Source organism: Gammaproteobacteria bacterium, assembly GCA_029881255.1.
Lineage (GTDB): Bacteria > Pseudomonadota > Gammaproteobacteria > S012-40 > S012-40 > JAOUMY01.
Map to the genome: position 1 here is coordinate 591,983 of JAOUMY010000001.1, position 15,266 is coordinate 607,248.

The 15,266-nt window shown below is 43.6% G+C and carries 15 protein-coding genes; 4 read left to right on the forward strand and 11 right to left on the reverse strand.

Annotated features, from left to right (window positions below):
* The 11 genes from OEZ43_02785 to rpmH all read right to left on the reverse strand — a co-directional run bounded on the left by OEZ43_02785 (position 1) and on the right by rpmH (position 8,860).
* Positions 1-390: an ATP synthase subunit I gene (locus OEZ43_02785; protein ID MDH5544489.1), complete on the reverse strand. Its 390-nt coding sequence runs from the start codon at positions 388-390 to the stop codon at positions 1-3.
* The gene (locus OEZ43_02790; GenBank protein ID MDH5544490.1) at positions 387-593 is read right to left on the reverse strand and encodes an AtpZ/AtpI family protein; all 207 of its coding nucleotides are present in this window, start codon (positions 591-593) and stop codon (positions 387-389) included. Before OEZ43_02790 ends, OEZ43_02785 begins: the two co-directional genes overlap by 4 nt.
* 125 nt (positions 594-718) lie before the next feature.
* Complete coding sequence (locus OEZ43_02795) at positions 719-1,603, reverse strand: ParB/RepB/Spo0J family partition protein (GenBank protein ID MDH5544491.1); 885 nt, start codon at positions 1,601-1,603, stop codon at positions 719-721.
* Positions 1,604-1,622: 19 nt separating this feature from the next.
* Positions 1,623-2,420 (reverse strand): ParA family protein, encoded by a 798-nt coding sequence (locus OEZ43_02800; protein ID MDH5544492.1) that lies wholly within the window; start codon positions 2,418-2,420, stop codon positions 1,623-1,625.
* An 18-nt stretch (positions 2,421-2,438) separates the two neighbouring features.
* Positions 2,439-3,062: a 16S rRNA (guanine(527)-N(7))-methyltransferase RsmG gene (gene rsmG / locus OEZ43_02805; GenBank protein ID MDH5544493.1), complete on the reverse strand. Its 624-nt coding sequence runs from the start codon at positions 3,060-3,062 to the stop codon at positions 2,439-2,441.
* Between the two features lie 9 nt (positions 3,063-3,071).
* Positions 3,072-4,964: a tRNA uridine-5-carboxymethylaminomethyl(34) synthesis enzyme MnmG gene (gene mnmG / locus OEZ43_02810; protein ID MDH5544494.1), complete on the reverse strand. Its 1,893-nt coding sequence runs from the start codon at positions 4,962-4,964 to the stop codon at positions 3,072-3,074.
* Between the two features lie 44 nt (positions 4,965-5,008).
* Positions 5,009-6,349, reverse strand: coding sequence for a tRNA uridine-5-carboxymethylaminomethyl(34) synthesis GTPase MnmE (gene mnmE, locus OEZ43_02815; protein ID MDH5544495.1), 1,341 nt, complete (start codon positions 6,347-6,349; stop codon positions 5,009-5,011).
* A 1-nt stretch (position 6,350) separates the two neighbouring features.
* Positions 6,351-8,045: a membrane protein insertase YidC gene (gene yidC, locus OEZ43_02820; GenBank protein MDH5544496.1), complete on the reverse strand. Its 1,695-nt coding sequence runs from the start codon at positions 8,043-8,045 to the stop codon at positions 6,351-6,353.
* 28 nt (positions 8,046-8,073) lie between these two features.
* Positions 8,074-8,322, reverse strand: a complete 249-nt coding sequence (yidD, locus tag OEZ43_02825) for a membrane protein insertion efficiency factor YidD (protein MDH5544497.1) — start codon at positions 8,320-8,322, stop codon at positions 8,074-8,076.
* A complete protein-coding gene (gene rnpA, locus OEZ43_02830; protein MDH5544498.1) occupies positions 8,277-8,660 on the reverse strand; it encodes a ribonuclease P protein component in 384 nt (127 codons plus the stop codon). Before rnpA ends, yidD begins: the two co-directional genes overlap by 46 nt.
* Before the next feature lie 65 nt (positions 8,661-8,725).
* On the reverse strand, positions 8,726-8,860 hold the full coding sequence (gene rpmH / locus OEZ43_02835) for a 50S ribosomal protein L34 (protein ID MDH5544499.1): 135 nt from the start codon (positions 8,858-8,860) through the stop codon (positions 8,726-8,728).
* Positions 8,861-9,029: 169 nt separating this feature from the next.
* Between rpmH and dnaA the strand changes: the two genes are divergently transcribed.
* The 4 genes from dnaA to gyrB all read left to right on the forward strand — a co-directional run bounded on the left by dnaA (position 9,030) and on the right by gyrB (position 15,261).
* On the forward strand, positions 9,030-10,433 hold the full coding sequence (dnaA, locus tag OEZ43_02840; protein ID MDH5544500.1) for a chromosomal replication initiator protein DnaA: 1,404 nt from the start codon (positions 9,030-9,032) through the stop codon (positions 10,431-10,433).
* Between the two features lie 223 nt (positions 10,434-10,656).
* Positions 10,657-11,757 (forward strand): DNA polymerase III subunit beta, encoded by a 1,101-nt coding sequence (gene dnaN, locus OEZ43_02845; GenBank protein ID MDH5544501.1) that lies wholly within the window; start codon positions 10,657-10,659, stop codon positions 11,755-11,757.
* Position 11,758: 1 nt separating this feature from the next.
* On the forward strand, positions 11,759-12,832 hold the full coding sequence (recF, locus tag OEZ43_02850) for a DNA replication/repair protein RecF (protein ID MDH5544502.1): 1,074 nt from the start codon (positions 11,759-11,761) through the stop codon (positions 12,830-12,832).
* A 26-nt stretch (positions 12,833-12,858) separates the two neighbouring features.
* Positions 12,859-15,261: a DNA topoisomerase (ATP-hydrolyzing) subunit B gene (gene gyrB, locus OEZ43_02855; GenBank protein MDH5544503.1), complete on the forward strand. Its 2,403-nt coding sequence runs from the start codon at positions 12,859-12,861 to the stop codon at positions 15,259-15,261.
* Positions 15,262-15,266: the final 5 nt, after the last annotated feature.

Consider the following 15,266-nt stretch of genomic DNA (forward strand, 5'->3'; position numbering starts at 1 on the left):
CTATCCTACTTTGGATAAACCCTTAAACAAAAAAACGAAACCTATTTGCGCAGCAATAAACCCGGCCGCCATTGCAAGTGCGTCCAGGTGCAAAAATTTCAGTCCTAAAACAAACAGGATAATCACTAACAAGAATCGTTTTACGGCACCAAAGTAAAGTGTGCCTACGCTCTTGCCAGGGTTATCGATCGCGCTTGCTTCTGCTTTGCTAACACCGGTTCCGAGTAAAAAAGCCGATGCGCTGCTCGTAAGCGCGCCTGCCAAAGCTGAAACAGCTGCGACTAAATCCTTAAACAAAAGGAACAAAACCGCGACGATCGCACCAGCCGCAAGTTGATATAAAATCAGATACCGCGTTTTGCGGGAAACTTCGTCGGTGGCAACGTTCAATTTAGATCCGGGTGAGTCAGAAGTTTATAGGCCTTCAAAGTACCGCCCAGCAGGCCAAGGAATCCAAAAGACAACAAGAAAATTGGCTTGGTATCCAGCCAGTAGTCGGTGAGAAAACCGAGCAAAAACCCAGAGATAGTCATGGAACTCATGATAGTGCCTACACTAATTAGAAGTAGGCCCGGTTTCTCAGGCTGCCCCATATATTTAGCCCGTACCTAAAAGCGGGCGCAATTATAGCCTGTAGGGATTGGCAATCGCAAGTCGAAAACCGACGAGAATATTTGGGTTAATAGATATAGTGAATACAATAGATTACGGCGAGAAATTACTTTATATGGTCAAGAATTCCTTCAAGTTCTTCCAGACTGTTATAAAAAATTTCTACCTTACCATTACCCTTATCTTGGTGCGCAAATTTTATTTTTGCACCAAGGATTTCAGATAGATGGTCCTGAAACTTACGGATGTTTGGGTCATCCTTCTTATCTGCAACTTTTGGTTTCTCTGCTCTATCGAGAATTTTCCTGACTAATTTCTCAGTTTCCCTCACAGACATACCCTTGGACTGAACAATCTTAGCTGCCTGCAACTGGTCACTGGCCGATAAAGCGAGCAAGGCCCTGGCATGACCCATTTCCAAATCACCGTTAGTTAACATCTGTTTTAGTGTATCGCTAAGCGACAAGAGTCGAAGCAAGTTGGTGACAGCAGCACGCGAGCGACCAACAGCATCTGCTGCCTGTTGATGAGTCATACTGAATTCATCGATCAGTCTTTGTAGGGCCATCGCCTCTTCAATAGGATTGAGGTCTTCACGCTGAATATTTTCAATCAGCGCCATTGCAACAGCAGCTTCATCGGGAATATCCCGAACGATAGCTGGTATCTTATCCAACCCAGCCATTTGTGTTGCACGCCAACGCCGCTCACCAGCAATAATCTCAAAGCGACCACTTCCAATTGAGCGTACAACTATTGGTTGCACGACGCCTTGCGATTTAATAGAGGCTGCGAGATCTTCCAAAGATTCCGTGCGCATATCGATACGCGGCTGGTAACGCCCACGTTGAATGAGATCAACTGCAAGTTCGCGTAATTCGCTTCCATCGACATTATCACCAGGCGAATTAGACTCTGAAGTCATGCGTGCAGGCTTAGCTTGTGCTAGCAATGCGTCTAAACCCCGACCCAAACCTCTTTTCTTGTTCATCTGGCAATCCTGTTATCTTTTAATTTTCAGCGACGGCAACGCGCGCGCCAATGCGGCTATCTTCACGCCGTAAAATTTCACCGGCAAGAGCAAGGTAGGCCTGCGCACCCCGTGAAGCGCGATCATAATTTAGAACCGGCATGCCATGGCTTGGAGCCTCAGCCAAACGCACATTTCGCGGTATGATCGTCCGATAGACTTTATCACCAAAAAATTTCACTAGCTGTTCTGTTACTTGCATAGCCAGGTTATTGCGCGGGTCATACATAGTGCGCAACAACCCTTCAATTTCGAGTTCTGGATTATGTACTTCTCTCACTTTTTCAATCGTCTCGACCAACGCGGATAAACCCTCAAGCGCATAATATTCACACTGCATAGGGATCATAATGGAATTGGCGGCAACCAAGGCATTCAGTGTCAACATATTTAGAGAAGGTGGACAGTCGATCAACACAAAATCGAAATCACTTTGTACCTCAGCGAGTGCTTTCTTCAGACGTATATCGCGATCCGGCATATTCAAAAGATGTACTTCGGCGGCGGTTAAATCAGAATTGCTACCCAGTACAAAATAGCCAGAATCTTCTGCATACACAACAGCATTAGCGACCGGTGTATTTTCGACCAGAACATCGTAAGTACCGAGTTCTATATCTCGCTTATCCAGTCCACTACCCATTGTGGCATTGCCCTGCGGATCGAGATCAACCAGCAAAATCCTGCGCTTGGTAGCACTCAATGACGCCGCAAGATTGACCGATGTCGTTGTTTTTCCGACTCCGCCCTTCTGATTTGCTACAGCAATTACTCGCATGCTCATCTATCTCACCAACTAGTTACGCTTGATTTCAACGATACACCGATATTCCTTTTGCGAAGGAATGTTCAATTCGATAATTTTGTGGCTAATAGGAACGCCAACTTCAGATAGTTCCGCAGCAACTCCAGGGCCCTTCATTAAACTAAGACAGGCAGAAGGCGGCCACACATGATCTAACAATTCTAACGTCGTGGCAATGTCAGCAAATGCCCTGGATAAGATTTGATCAAATGGTGATTCACAACGCAGGGTTTCGATACGATTATTCATCACGGTGATATTCTTAAGCGAAAGCTCCAGTTTCACCTGGTTCAGAAAGCGTGTCTTTTTTCCATTGCTGTCTACCAAGGTAAAATGTCGATCTGGAAATGCAATTGCCAAAGGTATACCGGGTAGACCCGCACCAGTCCCGATGTCGGCAATTTCTCGTCCATATATATATGGAATAAGGGCAAGGCTCTCAACTATATGCCTAACAAGCATGGTTTGGCGATCTTTAATCGCTGTCAGATTATATGCCTTGTTCCATTTAAACAGTAAATCCAGGTAGCGCAGCAGAAGTGAGCGCTTATCTTCGCTTAGCTCCAAACCCAATCCATTAATGTACGATAGAAGGCTATCCGACAAATCGTTCATAATAAATGCCTAAACGCCAATCGCTCGAGAAGTGGACTGCTTTTTTATATAAACGAGCAAGAGAGAAATTGCCGCTGGTGTTATACCGGAAATACGACCTGCTTGGGCAATATTCGTTGGTTTAATACGTGATAATTTTTGTTTAATTTCGTTGGACAAGCCAGAAATTATTGAATAGTCAAAATCTTCAGGAATAGACATAGATTCCAAACGTTTCGATTTTTCAATGTCCAGCGCCTGTCGATCGATATAACCTGAATACTTTGCCTGAATATCAATTTGTTCGCGTACTTTTTCGTCATTAATGCCTGGACCAACATTCGGAAATTCCATCAACGCTTCATAATTTACTTCCGGACGGCGTAGCAATTCTAGTGCATTTGCTTCATGTAGAAGTCGTTTACCTAGAATACGCTCAGCAGTCCCTTCAACGAGTAGCTCTGGTCTTATCCAAAGACTCTTCAGGCGTTGCTGCTCCAACGCAATGGAGTCTTGTTTTTCATTAAACAATCGCCATCTGTCTTCGTCCACGAGGCCTAATTCGCGTGCTTTTGTAGTGAGACGTAAATCTGCGTTATCTTCTCTCAACAAAAGCCGATATTCCGCTCTACTGGTAAACATACGATAGGGTTCTTGCGTACCTTTAGTTATTAAATCATCTATGAGCACGCCTATATAGGCTTCTTCACGTCCCGGGGACCATGGCTCAAGATTTCTACAAAAACGACTCGCATTTAGTCCAGCAATCAAACCTTGTGCACCAGCTTCTTCGTAACCAGTCGTTCCATTAATCTGTCCAGCAAAGAAAAGCCCCTGGATAAATTTAGTTTCCAAAGATGATTTCAGGTCACGAGGGTCGAAAAAATCATATTCAATGGCGTATCCAGGCCTGAGAATGTGTGCGTTTTCAAAACCACGAATAGATCTCACGAGTGCCAATTGCACATCGAAAGGAAGACTGGTCGAAATACCATTTGGATAGATCTCCTTTGTAGACAATCCCTCTGGCTCAACAAAAATTTGGTGCGAGTTTTTATCCGCAAAACGCATGACTTTGTCTTCTACCGACGGGCAATATCGCGGACCCACTCCCTCAATCACACCACTATACATGGGTGATCGATCGATTCCCCCACGGATAATTTCGTGCGTACGTTCATTCGTTTCGGTGATATAGCAATTGATCTGGGGGGGATGATCCTCTTTACGCCCAATAAAGGAAAAAACTGGTACCGGTGTGTCTCCGGGTTGCGCCTGCAATTGTGAAAAGTCGATAGTATTGCCATCTAATCTAGGCGGTGTACCCGTCTTTAATCTTTCTACATTAAAAGGAAGATCGCGAAGTCGCTGGGAAAGAGCATTTGCTGGTGGATCACCAGCGCGACCTCCTTGATATTGGCTCAGTCCAATATGAATTCTGCCTCCCAAGAACGTGCCTACTGTCAGAACGACGGCTTGCGCGCTGAATTTCAAACCCATCTGGGTAACAACACCTCGTACGGTGCCGTTTTCAACGATCAAATCATCAACAGCTTGCTGAAAAATGGTAAGTCCAGGCTGATTTTCCAGAGTCGCACGAATTGCATTTTTATAAAGCAATCTATCACATTGTGCGCGGGTAGCGCGTACTGCGGGTCCTTTGCGTGAATTCAAAATTCGAAATTGAATTCCCGCTTTATCAGTCGCACGGGCCATTATGCCACCCATGGCATCGATTTCTTTTACAAGGTGGCCCTTTCCAATTCCACCAACTGCCGGGTTACAGCTCATTTGACCCAAGGTATCTATATTGTGAGTCAATAAAAGCGTTGCCGCACCACTCCGTGCCGCGGCCAAGGCAGCCTCCGTTCCGGCGTGACCACCACCAACTACTATGACGTCAAATTTATCTGAATGAAACATTTCAACACCTTACGCCAGATTTGGACCGAAAGTGTCCAAACTGCCTATTTTCCTATACAAAACGAAGAGAAAATCCGCCCTAAAAGATCTTCGTTGTCGAATTCTCCGGTAATCTCATTAAGCGCACCTTGAGTTACCCTTAAGTCTTCTGCCGCCAGTTCCCCTGCTTTTTGTAAAACACAATGCTCATAGGCAATATCCAGGGATATATTTGCACGTTGCAGTGCATCCAAGTGTCTTCGCCGCGCAAGGAAAAGACCTTCTGGATTCGAAATCATTCCAATCGATGCTCGGAGGTAACTGGCGAGCAGATCGAGCCCAGCATTCGTTTTCGCGGAGAGCCGCAACGCGTCGAGTTGCTCGAATCTAAATTGCTCGGGTTTAGAACCACTTTCATCGATCTTGTTAAAAACCAAAGTTACTGGTAAATCGGGGGGAATAGTGCTGATCATGGTTCGATCGAGATCCGATATTCCTTTTACGTCGTCTATCATGTAGAGAACTCGATCTGCCTTCTCCACTTCCAACCATGCCCGGCGGATGCCTTCTTGTTCGACTACGTCGCCAACCTCACGTAAACCCGCAGTATCAATAATGTGCAAAGGCAACCCGTCAAGTTGAATATTCTCTCGAAGCACATCTCTGGTTGTGCCAGCAATATCAGTCACGATTGCGGCTTCCTTGCGTGCAAGCGCATTTAACAAACTGGATTTTCCTGCGTTAGGCTGCCCAAGAATGACCACGGCCATACCTTCCTTGAGGAAGGACCCCTGACGCGAATTCTCAAGAACAAGCTCCAATTGTTCTTGCAAACGAACAAATTTCGTTCCTAACTCCGCTTCTCCAAGAAAATCGATTTCCTCTTCTGAAAAGTCTATGGCCGACTCAATGTACAGTCTAAGGGAGATGACCTGTTCAACCAGATCATGGATTGCGGAAGAAAATTCACCCGATAGTGATCGTATTGCGGAACGTGCAGCTGAGCTTGACGTCGCGCTGATTAAATCTGCAACAGCTTCAGCCTGGGCCAAATCGATCTTATCGTTGAGAAACGCTCTTTTTGAAAATTCACCAGGTTCTGCAATGCGAGCCCCCAAACCAACAACGCGTTCAAGCAACATATCGAGAACAACCTGACCACCATGAGCCTGTAATTCGAGTACATCTTCACCGGTAAAAGAATTGGGTCCTTTAAAAAGAAGGGCAAGTCCAACATCAATGATGCTATCGTCATCATCTTTAAATGGAAGATATTCTGCGAAACGATAGGCCGGGATTTTTCCGAGTACAGATTCGGCAATAGAGAACACCAGAGGACCGGACACACGGATAATGCCTACGCCCCCGTTTCCGGGTGGCGTAGCCTGAGCCGCTATAGTGTCCATTTTAGGCCTTCCTTGTTTCCTTCTCTATTTTGTGAGTGATATACCACTGTTGAAGTATCGACAGCAGGTTATTTACCACCCAGTATAGAACCAGACCGGCAGGGAACAACATGAAAAACAACGTAAATACCAGCGGCATAAACTGCAGAATTTTTTGCTGCAGTGGATCCATCGATGGGTTCGCGCTTAATTTTTGTTGAAAGTACATGGAAACGCCCATAACGATGGGTAAAACATAGAATGGGTCTTTTGCTGAAAGATCCTGGATCCAAAGAATAAAGGGAGCCTGTCTCAACTCTACAGATTCCAGAATCATCCAGTAGAGAGAAATAAATACTGGTATCTGAACAAGCATAGGCCAGCACCCACTTAAAGGATTTACTTTCTCCTTCTTATAAAGCTCCATTGTGGCCTGACTCATGCGTTGGCGGTCATCACCATAACGATCTCGAATCGCTTGAAACTTCGGCGCTAGGGCGCGCATATTCGCCATCGAACGATAGCTGGCTTCAGATAATTTGTAGAAAAATACCTTGATCATCAGAGTAAGCATGATAATCGACCAACCCCAGTTACCGAGAAAACTGTGGAAAAACTCTAGAACCCAGAATAAAGGTTGGGCAAGAAAATGTAATATTCCATAGTCAACTGTGAGCTTAAGGTTTGGCTCTATTTTTTCCAATCTAGACTGAACTTTTGGCCCAACATAAAGATTATTAATAAAATTTGTATTTGCACCAGGCGCTACTATGGTTTCCGAGGATGTCATGCCAACGATAAAACGGTCATCTTTTAATGCGCGCGTATAAAAATGGTTTGCTTCTTCATTAGGTGGAATCCAAGCCGCTACAAAATAGTGCTGCAACATCGCGCCCCAGCCACCTTTGGTATAGCTCTGATCTGGTTTCCATTCCGCCATCTCATCGAATTCTATTTTTTGGTACGGCTTTTCTACGCTAGAAACAGCTGCTCCGGTAAATGTATACAAGAGACGTGATTTCCCAGGTTCTTCAAATTTGTTGCGCTGTAATTGGCGATACAAACGACCTTTCCATTCAGCTGCGCTCTGGTTTTCAATTTTGTGCTCCACGTTAATAAGATAAGAGCCACGAGTGAACGTTAAAATCTTCATTACTCTAATTCCGGACTGAGAAATCCAAGTCAGAGGAACTACTAATTCGTTCTTACCGTCTTCCATGCGAAATTCAGACTGTTCGCTTTGAAAAATGGAATGATGATCCGGTGCTTCAGTCGTTGATAAAAGTCCGGTCTGGGCAATAAATAGCTGTGGCAATGCATCATCCATAAGTGGATAAGCCATCTGCGGCTGATCGAGTGAAATCGGAAACTTCTTCAGAAAAACTTTGCGTACATCACCGCCACGTGTTTCAAGCTCTAGATCGAAAACATCCGTAGTTACCAAAATGCGCTTACTTGAACCTAAGGCGTTTTGAGTCGCAGTTGCTGGCTTTTCAGGAGCATCAGGCGTTGACACGGGAGAAACGGGAAGATCTTCCGTTTCGGGAGCAACTGTACTCAACATTTCCTGTGGCGCTGCCGGTACAGATGACGCTGAACCAGCTTCCACGATCTGATTGGGCGTCTCAACTGGGTTATATCGTTGGTTCCATGCATCCCACAGAAGCATTACAACCAAACTTAAAGCAAGAAACAATACTAAACGTTGGGTATCCATAGAAGTCCGCTATTACCTATCATCAAAATCAATTCTTTTGGATTTTTTCCGGAACCGGATCAATTCCGCCTTCATGCCAGGGATGACACCGACTTATACGTCTAAAAGCCATCCATCCCCCCCTTAAAATCCCGTATTTCGAGACTGCCTCTTCTGCGTAATGGGAGCACGTTGGATAGTACCGACAGTTGTTACCCAAAAATGGACTAATAAAGTATCGGTAGACCCAAATTACTCGGGAGAATAGGAATCGCAGTAATCGGCTAATTTTTTCCATAGTCTGGTCAGTTCGTTGGACAATTGTTCATTATCTGACAAGCGCAAATCGTGACGGGCAACAAAAATAACGTCCAATGAACAAAACTGCCACTGATTTTTGCGAAAACTTTCTCTCACTACCCGTTTTACTCGATTACGAGACACTGCTTTCGGCAAAGATTTCTTGGAAACCGCCAAACCCAGACGAGAATGAGACTGAGAACCACATGCTACAAATAGAGAGAAAAATCGGGAATGAAATTTTTTTGGCTTTCTGAAAACGTGTTGAAATTCTGCAGATGACAAAAGACGCGCCGAGCGGGGAAATCGTTGATTGTTTCCGTCCACTTCCTTCATAACACCTGCGAGAATTGGGTTACCCGGCACAGCCTGCAAAAAACACAGGATGTGCCTGATATGACTTAGACAGTCAGACGATGTCTACCCTTCGCACGTCTGGCGCTCAGAACACGACGGCCATTTTTAGTTGCCATACGTGCACGAAAACCGTGAGTACGTTTGCGTTTCAAAACGCTAGGTTGAAAAGTTCTTTTCATGTCCCGGGACCACTCGAAATTTAGCGAAAAAGAAAAGGCGCAAAGAGTAGCATAGGTCGTAATTTTGTCAATAAATAATTAGAAAAATCACCCTAAATAAAGCGGTAGCATCTATACCGAGAGGCCGCTAAACTGTTTCGTCTCAAAAAAACCCTTCTGGTAGTAATTAGTGCAAAATAATCTATGGAATCAATGCCTTGAAAGGCTGGCGGGCGAGTTAACCTCGCAACAGTACAATACCTGGATACGCCCCTTGACCGCAGAGGATGGAGACAAGGAGTTAAAATTGTTAGCTCCCAATCGGTTTGTAATGGACTGGGTTTCCAAGCGTTTTCTAGGCAAAATCCAAGAAATTTGTCGGGATCTTAAAAAGGGAACAGAAGTTAGCCTACACATCAGCAGCAATGAAACACAGATAAATAATACAGAAACAGCGACTGAAAAACAGTCCGTTATTGTTGTAAAACCTCGTCCAACGGTCAAGAGGTTTGAAAAGAAAGAAGGCGAGGGTGATAGAACCAGGAGACGCGAAGACGCGCCAAACATCGTGCGTCATGCCACCCTCAACGGTGGATTTACGTTTGCTAATTTCGTCGAGGGAAAATCCAATCAGTTAGCACGGGCCGCATCATTTCAGGTCGCTGAAAATCCTGGGGGTGCTTACAATCCATTGTTCATTTATGGCGGTGTTGGATTAGGGAAAACACATCTAATGCATGCCATAGGCAATCATATACTGGCAAACAATCCCAGAGCGAAGGGAGCATATCTCCATTCGGAGAAATTTGTTCAGGATATGGTTAAGGCCTTACAGCACAACGCAATAAGTCAGTTTAAAAATTATTACCGTTCACTCAACGTACTGTTAATCGATGACATACAATTTTTTGCGGGAAAAGAACGTTCCCAAGAAGAATTCTTTCACACCTTCAACGAACTTCTAGAAGGCCAACAACAAATCGTTTTGACCTGCGATCGCTATCCAAAAGAGGTCGACGGCCTTGAAGAGAGGTTAAAGTCTCGCTTTGGTTGGGGCTTGACCGTAGCCATAGAACCGCCAGATTTTGAAACTCGGGTCGCGATACTGCTAAGCAAAGGGCAACAACTAGAGGCCGACATACCAGACGAAGTCGCCTATTTCATGGCAAAAAAACTTAGGTCAAATGTTCGTGAACTTGAAGGTGCGTTACGAAGAGTCGTTGCTAACTCGCGTTTTACGGGTAGCCCAATAACACTCGATTTTACACGCGAAGCACTTAGGGACTTGCTTGCCCTACAAGATAAACTTGTCACTATCGAGAACATTCAAAAAACTGTGAGCGACTATTACAAACTGCGAGTGGCCGATCTTCTATCAAAGAAAAGAAGTCGATCCGTCGCGCGACCGAGACAGATTGCCATGTCATTAGCCAAGGAATTGACTAATCATAGCCTACCAGAGATCGGTAATGCATTTGGTGGACGAGATCATACGACGGTGTTACATGCCTGCAAGAAGGTGAAAGAGTTAAGAGTCAGCGACTCAAAACTTGAGGAGGACTTTAATAACCTTGTGCGTATCCTGAGCACATAGTTGTTAGCAAGCTGTGGATAACAAGGAACAAAACGAAACGCGTTAATTTATCGACACTTTATCCACAGTTTGCTGATAGAATACAAAGCCGTTTTACACGCTGAATAAGTCTAGTAAACTATTGATCAGGAATGGGAAATTGAGAGTTATACAGTTTTGGCTTTGGGTTAATAATAATAAATAATAAAATTAATTAATTTATATATATATTTAGGTTCAGAGCATGATATTCAAAACGCAAAGAGAAAACATACTTAAACCTTTACAACTCGTCAGTGGCGTTGTCGAAAAAAGGCAGACTATGCCTATTTTGGCAAATGTATTACTCAACTTAGGTCCAGATGGTTTACGCATCACGGCGACAGATTTGGAAATGGAAGTCAGAGCTAAATCAGACATCCAAGTCGAATCATCTTTTTCAACAACCGTACCCGTCAGAAAATTACAGGACACGATTAAAACTCTTCCAGAGGAATCTGAAATCTCATTTGAGATAAGTGGTGAAAAGGCTTTGCTAAAAAGCGGTAGAACAAAGTTCACACTGACAACCATGCCAGCTGAGAACTTTCCGGTAATAGAAACCAAAAACCAGATTTTTAGGTTTTCACTTCCGCAGTCAAAACTGAAGCAGCTCATAGATAAAACACAGTTTGCAATGGCATTACAGGATGTTCGTTATTATCTAAATGGGCTTCTTTTTGAACTACAGGGACACACGATAACTGCAGTAGCCACCGACGGACATAGACTTGCGATGTGTCAAGAAGAAGCGGATATCCAGGCAGTAGAGAAGATTAGCGTTATAGTTCCTCGTAAGGCGGTCATGGAATTATCTAGACTTTTGGAGGATTGTGAGGAACTGGCAGAAGTCGTTATAGGCGAAAACTACATTAAAACTGAACTCAAAGATGTGTCTTTCACCTCTAAATTGATCGATGGTCAGTATCCGAACTATCAAGCGGTGATACCAAGAGAAGGTGAAACGCAAATGATAGGAAATCGAAGTGATCTAAGGCAATGTTTGATCCGCACCTCTATCTTGTCTAACGAAAAATATCGCGGTATTCGAATTCAATTATCGGAAAATAAACTTAGAGCCTTAGCAAACAATCCGGAGCAGGAAGAGGCAGAAGATGAAATAGAAGTCGATTATAACGGCACAGAGATGGAAATTGGCTTCAATGTAAACTATTTGTTAGACGCAATCACAGCCATAGCGGACGAACAAGTGAAGATAAGTTTTGCGGATGGAAATGGCAGTGCTTTGATTACTGCAACTGGCAAACAAAACTGTATTTATGTCGTGATGCCAATGCGTATTTAGTATGGCAATCAGCCGCCTTGACATATACAACGTACGAAATATCAAGCAGCAGAGAATTGAACTTGGGCAAGGGCTCAATCTTATATGGGGCGAAAACGGGAGTGGGAAGACCTCTATCATTGAGGCTGTTCATATACTTGCAAGCGGAAAATCTTTCAGGACAAATCAAGTAATTAGTGCTGTTACTAGAGGACAGGATGTTCTAACTGTAAGCGCGAATGTCGATTCAGAAAAAGACGGTGGGGAAACACTCGGTATCTCACGAGGGGAGAAAATTGTTGAGGCGCGAATCTCGGGTCAAAAAGTACGGACATTTTCTGAATTAGCCAGGAGATTACCAGTAACAGTTATCACGCCTGAGAGCCACCGGTTATTAGAGGGCGGACCCAATTGGCGCAGGCGCTTTCTGGATTGGGGTTTGTTTCACGTGAAACCTGAGTATGCACAGCAGTGGTCTAAATTTTCACAAATCCTAAAGCAAAGAAATAGAGCTCTACAACGTCCCGACAGCAGTAATTCTATTGAAATTTGGACTGAGCAACTGATTGTAGCGGCGCAAGATGTTGATAAAGCCAGAAAGAGTTACTTTGAGGACTTGAAGCCAAAATTAGAGGAATTTTGTACCTACTTTCTCCCAGAAAGGGAAATCCGCTTTAGTTACTATCAAGGTTGGCCTGACAAACCATTTAGTATTGCCGTTAAAACATCGCTCGATAGAGACAGAAATTTCCAAAGAACGGAGTATGGTCCACATAGAGGTGACATTCGTCTGAAATTCGATGGATCAAGTGCAAAGGACGCCGTTTCAAGGGGACAACAGAAATTGCTGGTATATGCTTTGGAATTGGCCCAAATTGACTATTTGAATAAAAGTATAGGTAAAAACAGCGTGTTACTGTTGGACGATTTAGGTGCTGAACTGGATGCAGCCAAAATTGAAAGTGTACTTAGTAAGGTAAATATGGAATTCAACCAGGTAATAATTACTGCGACTTCAAGAGACCAGATACCTCTGGATTCATTTTCTGCAAAGAAATTGTTTCACGTGAAACAAGGGGTAATTCTAAATGACTGACTTTTACAGAAATAATTGGTGATTTTATGAGCCAGAGCTACGATTCTTCCAATATTAAAGTGTTAAAAGGCCTAGACGCCGTTCGTAAACGTCCTGGGATGTATATCGGAGATACCGACGACGGTACTGGATTGCATCATATGGTATTCGAAGTAGTAGATAATTCTATAGACGAAGCACTAGCAGGCCATTGCAACAAAATAAAAGTTGTAATCGAATCTGATGGCTCTATAACGGTTTCTGACAATGGTAGAGGCATCCCAGTAGATATTCATCCTGAAGAGGGCAAATCTGCCGCCGAAGTCATTCTGACTGTTTTACACGCAGGCGGAAAATTCGATGATAATTCATATAAAGTTTCGGGCGGTTTGCATGGCGTAGGTGTATCAGTAGTAAATGCGCTTTCAGAACGCCTGCTTTTGACTATCTATCGTGAAGGTAAAAAACACCATCAAGAATATCAGTTGGGAGAGCCAAAAGAAGCTCTAAAAGTCGTTGGTGATACAGAAAAGCGCGGAACGACTATCAATTTCTTACCAAGTAAGACAATTTTTTCAGACGTTCTTTTTCACTATGATATTTTAGCTAAACGTTTGAGAGAACTATCGTTTCTTAATTCTGGCGTGCGAATCGAACTTCTGGACAGGCGTACAGAAAAAGAAGACATTTTTGAATACAAAGGTGGGATAAAGGCGTTTGTTGAACATTTGAATCAGGTAAAAAATCCGATTCATCAAAATGTATTTCACTTTGAGACAAATCGTGATGATATCGGTGTTGAGCTCGCATTGCAGTGGAATGATTCCTACCAGGAAAATATTTATTGTTATACCAATAATATTCCTCAAAAAGACGGCGGGACGCACTTGGCCGGTTTTCGTAGCGCTTTGACTCGGTGTCTTAATCAATATATTGAAAAAGAGGGCATCGCAAAGAAATCAAAAATTAATACAACAGGCGATGATGCGCGGGAAGGTTTAACCGCTGTTTTATCTGTGAAAGTACCCGATCCCAAATTTTCTTCTCAAACTAAGGATAAACTAGTTTCATCTGAGGTGAAGGGGGTAGTCGAGTCGACTATGTCCGAATTTCTAAACAGTTATCTGTTAGAAAATCCGCAGGATGCGAAATTAGTCGTTGGCAAGATTGTTGAAGCGGCACGAGCAAGAGAGGCTGCGAGGAAAGCTCGTGAAATGACTCGTCGAAAAGGCGCACTCGATGTCGCTGGTCTTCCTGGCAAATTAGCAGATTGCCAGGAAAAAGACCCATCGCAATCTGAGTTATTCATTGTGGAAGGAGACTCCGCGGGAGGTTCTGCTAAACAGGGTCGAGACCGAAAATTCCAGGCAATTCTTCCCTTGAAAGGGAAAATCTTAAATGTGGAAAAGGCACGTTTTGACAAAATGCTTTCCTCTGCAGAGGTCGGTACACTCATTACAGCCCTTGGATGCGGTATTGGAAAGGATGAATACAATCCGGACAAGTTACGCTACCACAGAATTATTTTGATGACCGATGCAGACGTTGATGGATCACATATCCGAACGCTTTTGCTTACTTTTTTCTACAGACAAATGCCTGAATTGCTAGAGCGAGGACACATTTATATCGCTCAACCTCCTTTGTATAAAGTTAAAAAAGGCAAACAGGAATCGTATGTCAAAGACGATAACGCCTTACTATCCTATCTCTTGCAAACAGCGTTGGACAGTGCTGCTTTACATGTAAACGCTGATGCCCCTCCGATTCAAGGTCAAGCTTTAGAATCTATTGCACATGAGTACCAGGCAGTAATGGCGACTATAAAGCGTCTGGATTCACGATATACCAATCAATTTCTTACGAAGTTGATTTATATGGAAGAAGCAACCGAAGAAATTTTGAACGACAAAGTCCGTTTTGAAAGTTTAATGTCGGAATTAGTCTTATCTCTGAATGATGATAAAAGCCGAATTCACTTTAGAGCGGAATTTTCATCGCAAGATGAAGACGTGAGTTTCTATCTTATAAAAGCCCAACATGGTGTAGAAACGAAGTTTTCAATAGATTGGGCGCTGTTTGGTTCTGCCGAATATCGTGCAATGGTGAATCTAGGAACAAAACTTAAGGATTTAGTCTCAGATAATGCTTTTGTACGTAGAGGTGATAAAGAACAACCCGTGTTCAATTTTGGACAGGCACTAGAATGGTTGTTGAATGAGGCCAAGCGTGGTCAACATATACAACGATATAAAGGACTAGGCGAAATGAACCCTGATCAACTTTGGGAAACCACGATGAATCAGGATACTAGGAGTCTACTGAAAGTTAAGATAGAAGACGCTGTTGCGTCTGACAATATATTTACTACCCTAATGGGAGATCAGGTTGAGCCCAGACGAAATTTTATAGAAAGACACGCATTATCTGTCTCGAACCTGGATGTATAGACCTA

What these genes read in the sequence shown, in the direction of transcription:
- yidD (MDH5544497.1), bottom strand. Translation starts at nt 8,322, where the DNA reads ATGGAAAAAATTAGCCGATTACTGCGATTCCTATTCTCCCGAGTAATT.
- mnmE (MDH5544495.1), bottom strand. Translation starts at nt 6,349, where the DNA reads ATGGACACTATAGCGGCTCAGGCTACGCCACCCGGAAACGGGGGCGTA.
- rpmH (MDH5544499.1), bottom strand. Translation starts at nt 8,860, where the DNA reads ATGAAAAGAACTTTTCAACCTAGCGTTTTGAAACGCAAACGTACTCAC.
- rsmG (MDH5544493.1), bottom strand. Translation starts at nt 3,062, where the DNA reads ATGAACGATTTGTCGGATAGCCTTCTATCGTACATTAATGGATTGGGT.
- recF (MDH5544502.1), top strand. Translation starts at nt 11,759, where the DNA reads ATGGCAATCAGCCGCCTTGACATATACAACGTACGAAATATCAAGCAG.
- OEZ43_02800 (MDH5544492.1), bottom strand. Translation starts at nt 2,420, where the DNA reads ATGCGAGTAATTGCTGTAGCAAATCAGAAGGGCGGAGTCGGAAAAACA.
- rnpA (MDH5544498.1), bottom strand. Translation starts at nt 8,660, where the DNA reads ATGAAGGAAGTGGACGGAAACAATCAACGATTTCCCCGCTCGGCGCGT.
- mnmG (MDH5544494.1), bottom strand. Translation starts at nt 4,964, where the DNA reads ATGTTTCATTCAGATAAATTTGACGTCATAGTAGTTGGTGGTGGTCAC.
- OEZ43_02790 (MDH5544490.1), bottom strand. Translation starts at nt 593, where the DNA reads ATGGGGCAGCCTGAGAAACCGGGCCTACTTCTAATTAGTGTAGGCACT.
- OEZ43_02795 (MDH5544491.1), bottom strand. Translation starts at nt 1,603, where the DNA reads ATGAACAAGAAAAGAGGTTTGGGTCGGGGTTTAGACGCATTGCTAGCA.
- gyrB (MDH5544503.1), top strand. Translation starts at nt 12,859, where the DNA reads ATGAGCCAGAGCTACGATTCTTCCAATATTAAAGTGTTAAAAGGCCTA.
- yidC (MDH5544496.1), bottom strand. Translation starts at nt 8,045, where the DNA reads ATGGATACCCAACGTTTAGTATTGTTTCTTGCTTTAAGTTTGGTTGTA.
- dnaN (MDH5544501.1), top strand. Translation starts at nt 10,657, where the DNA reads ATGATATTCAAAACGCAAAGAGAAAACATACTTAAACCTTTACAACTC.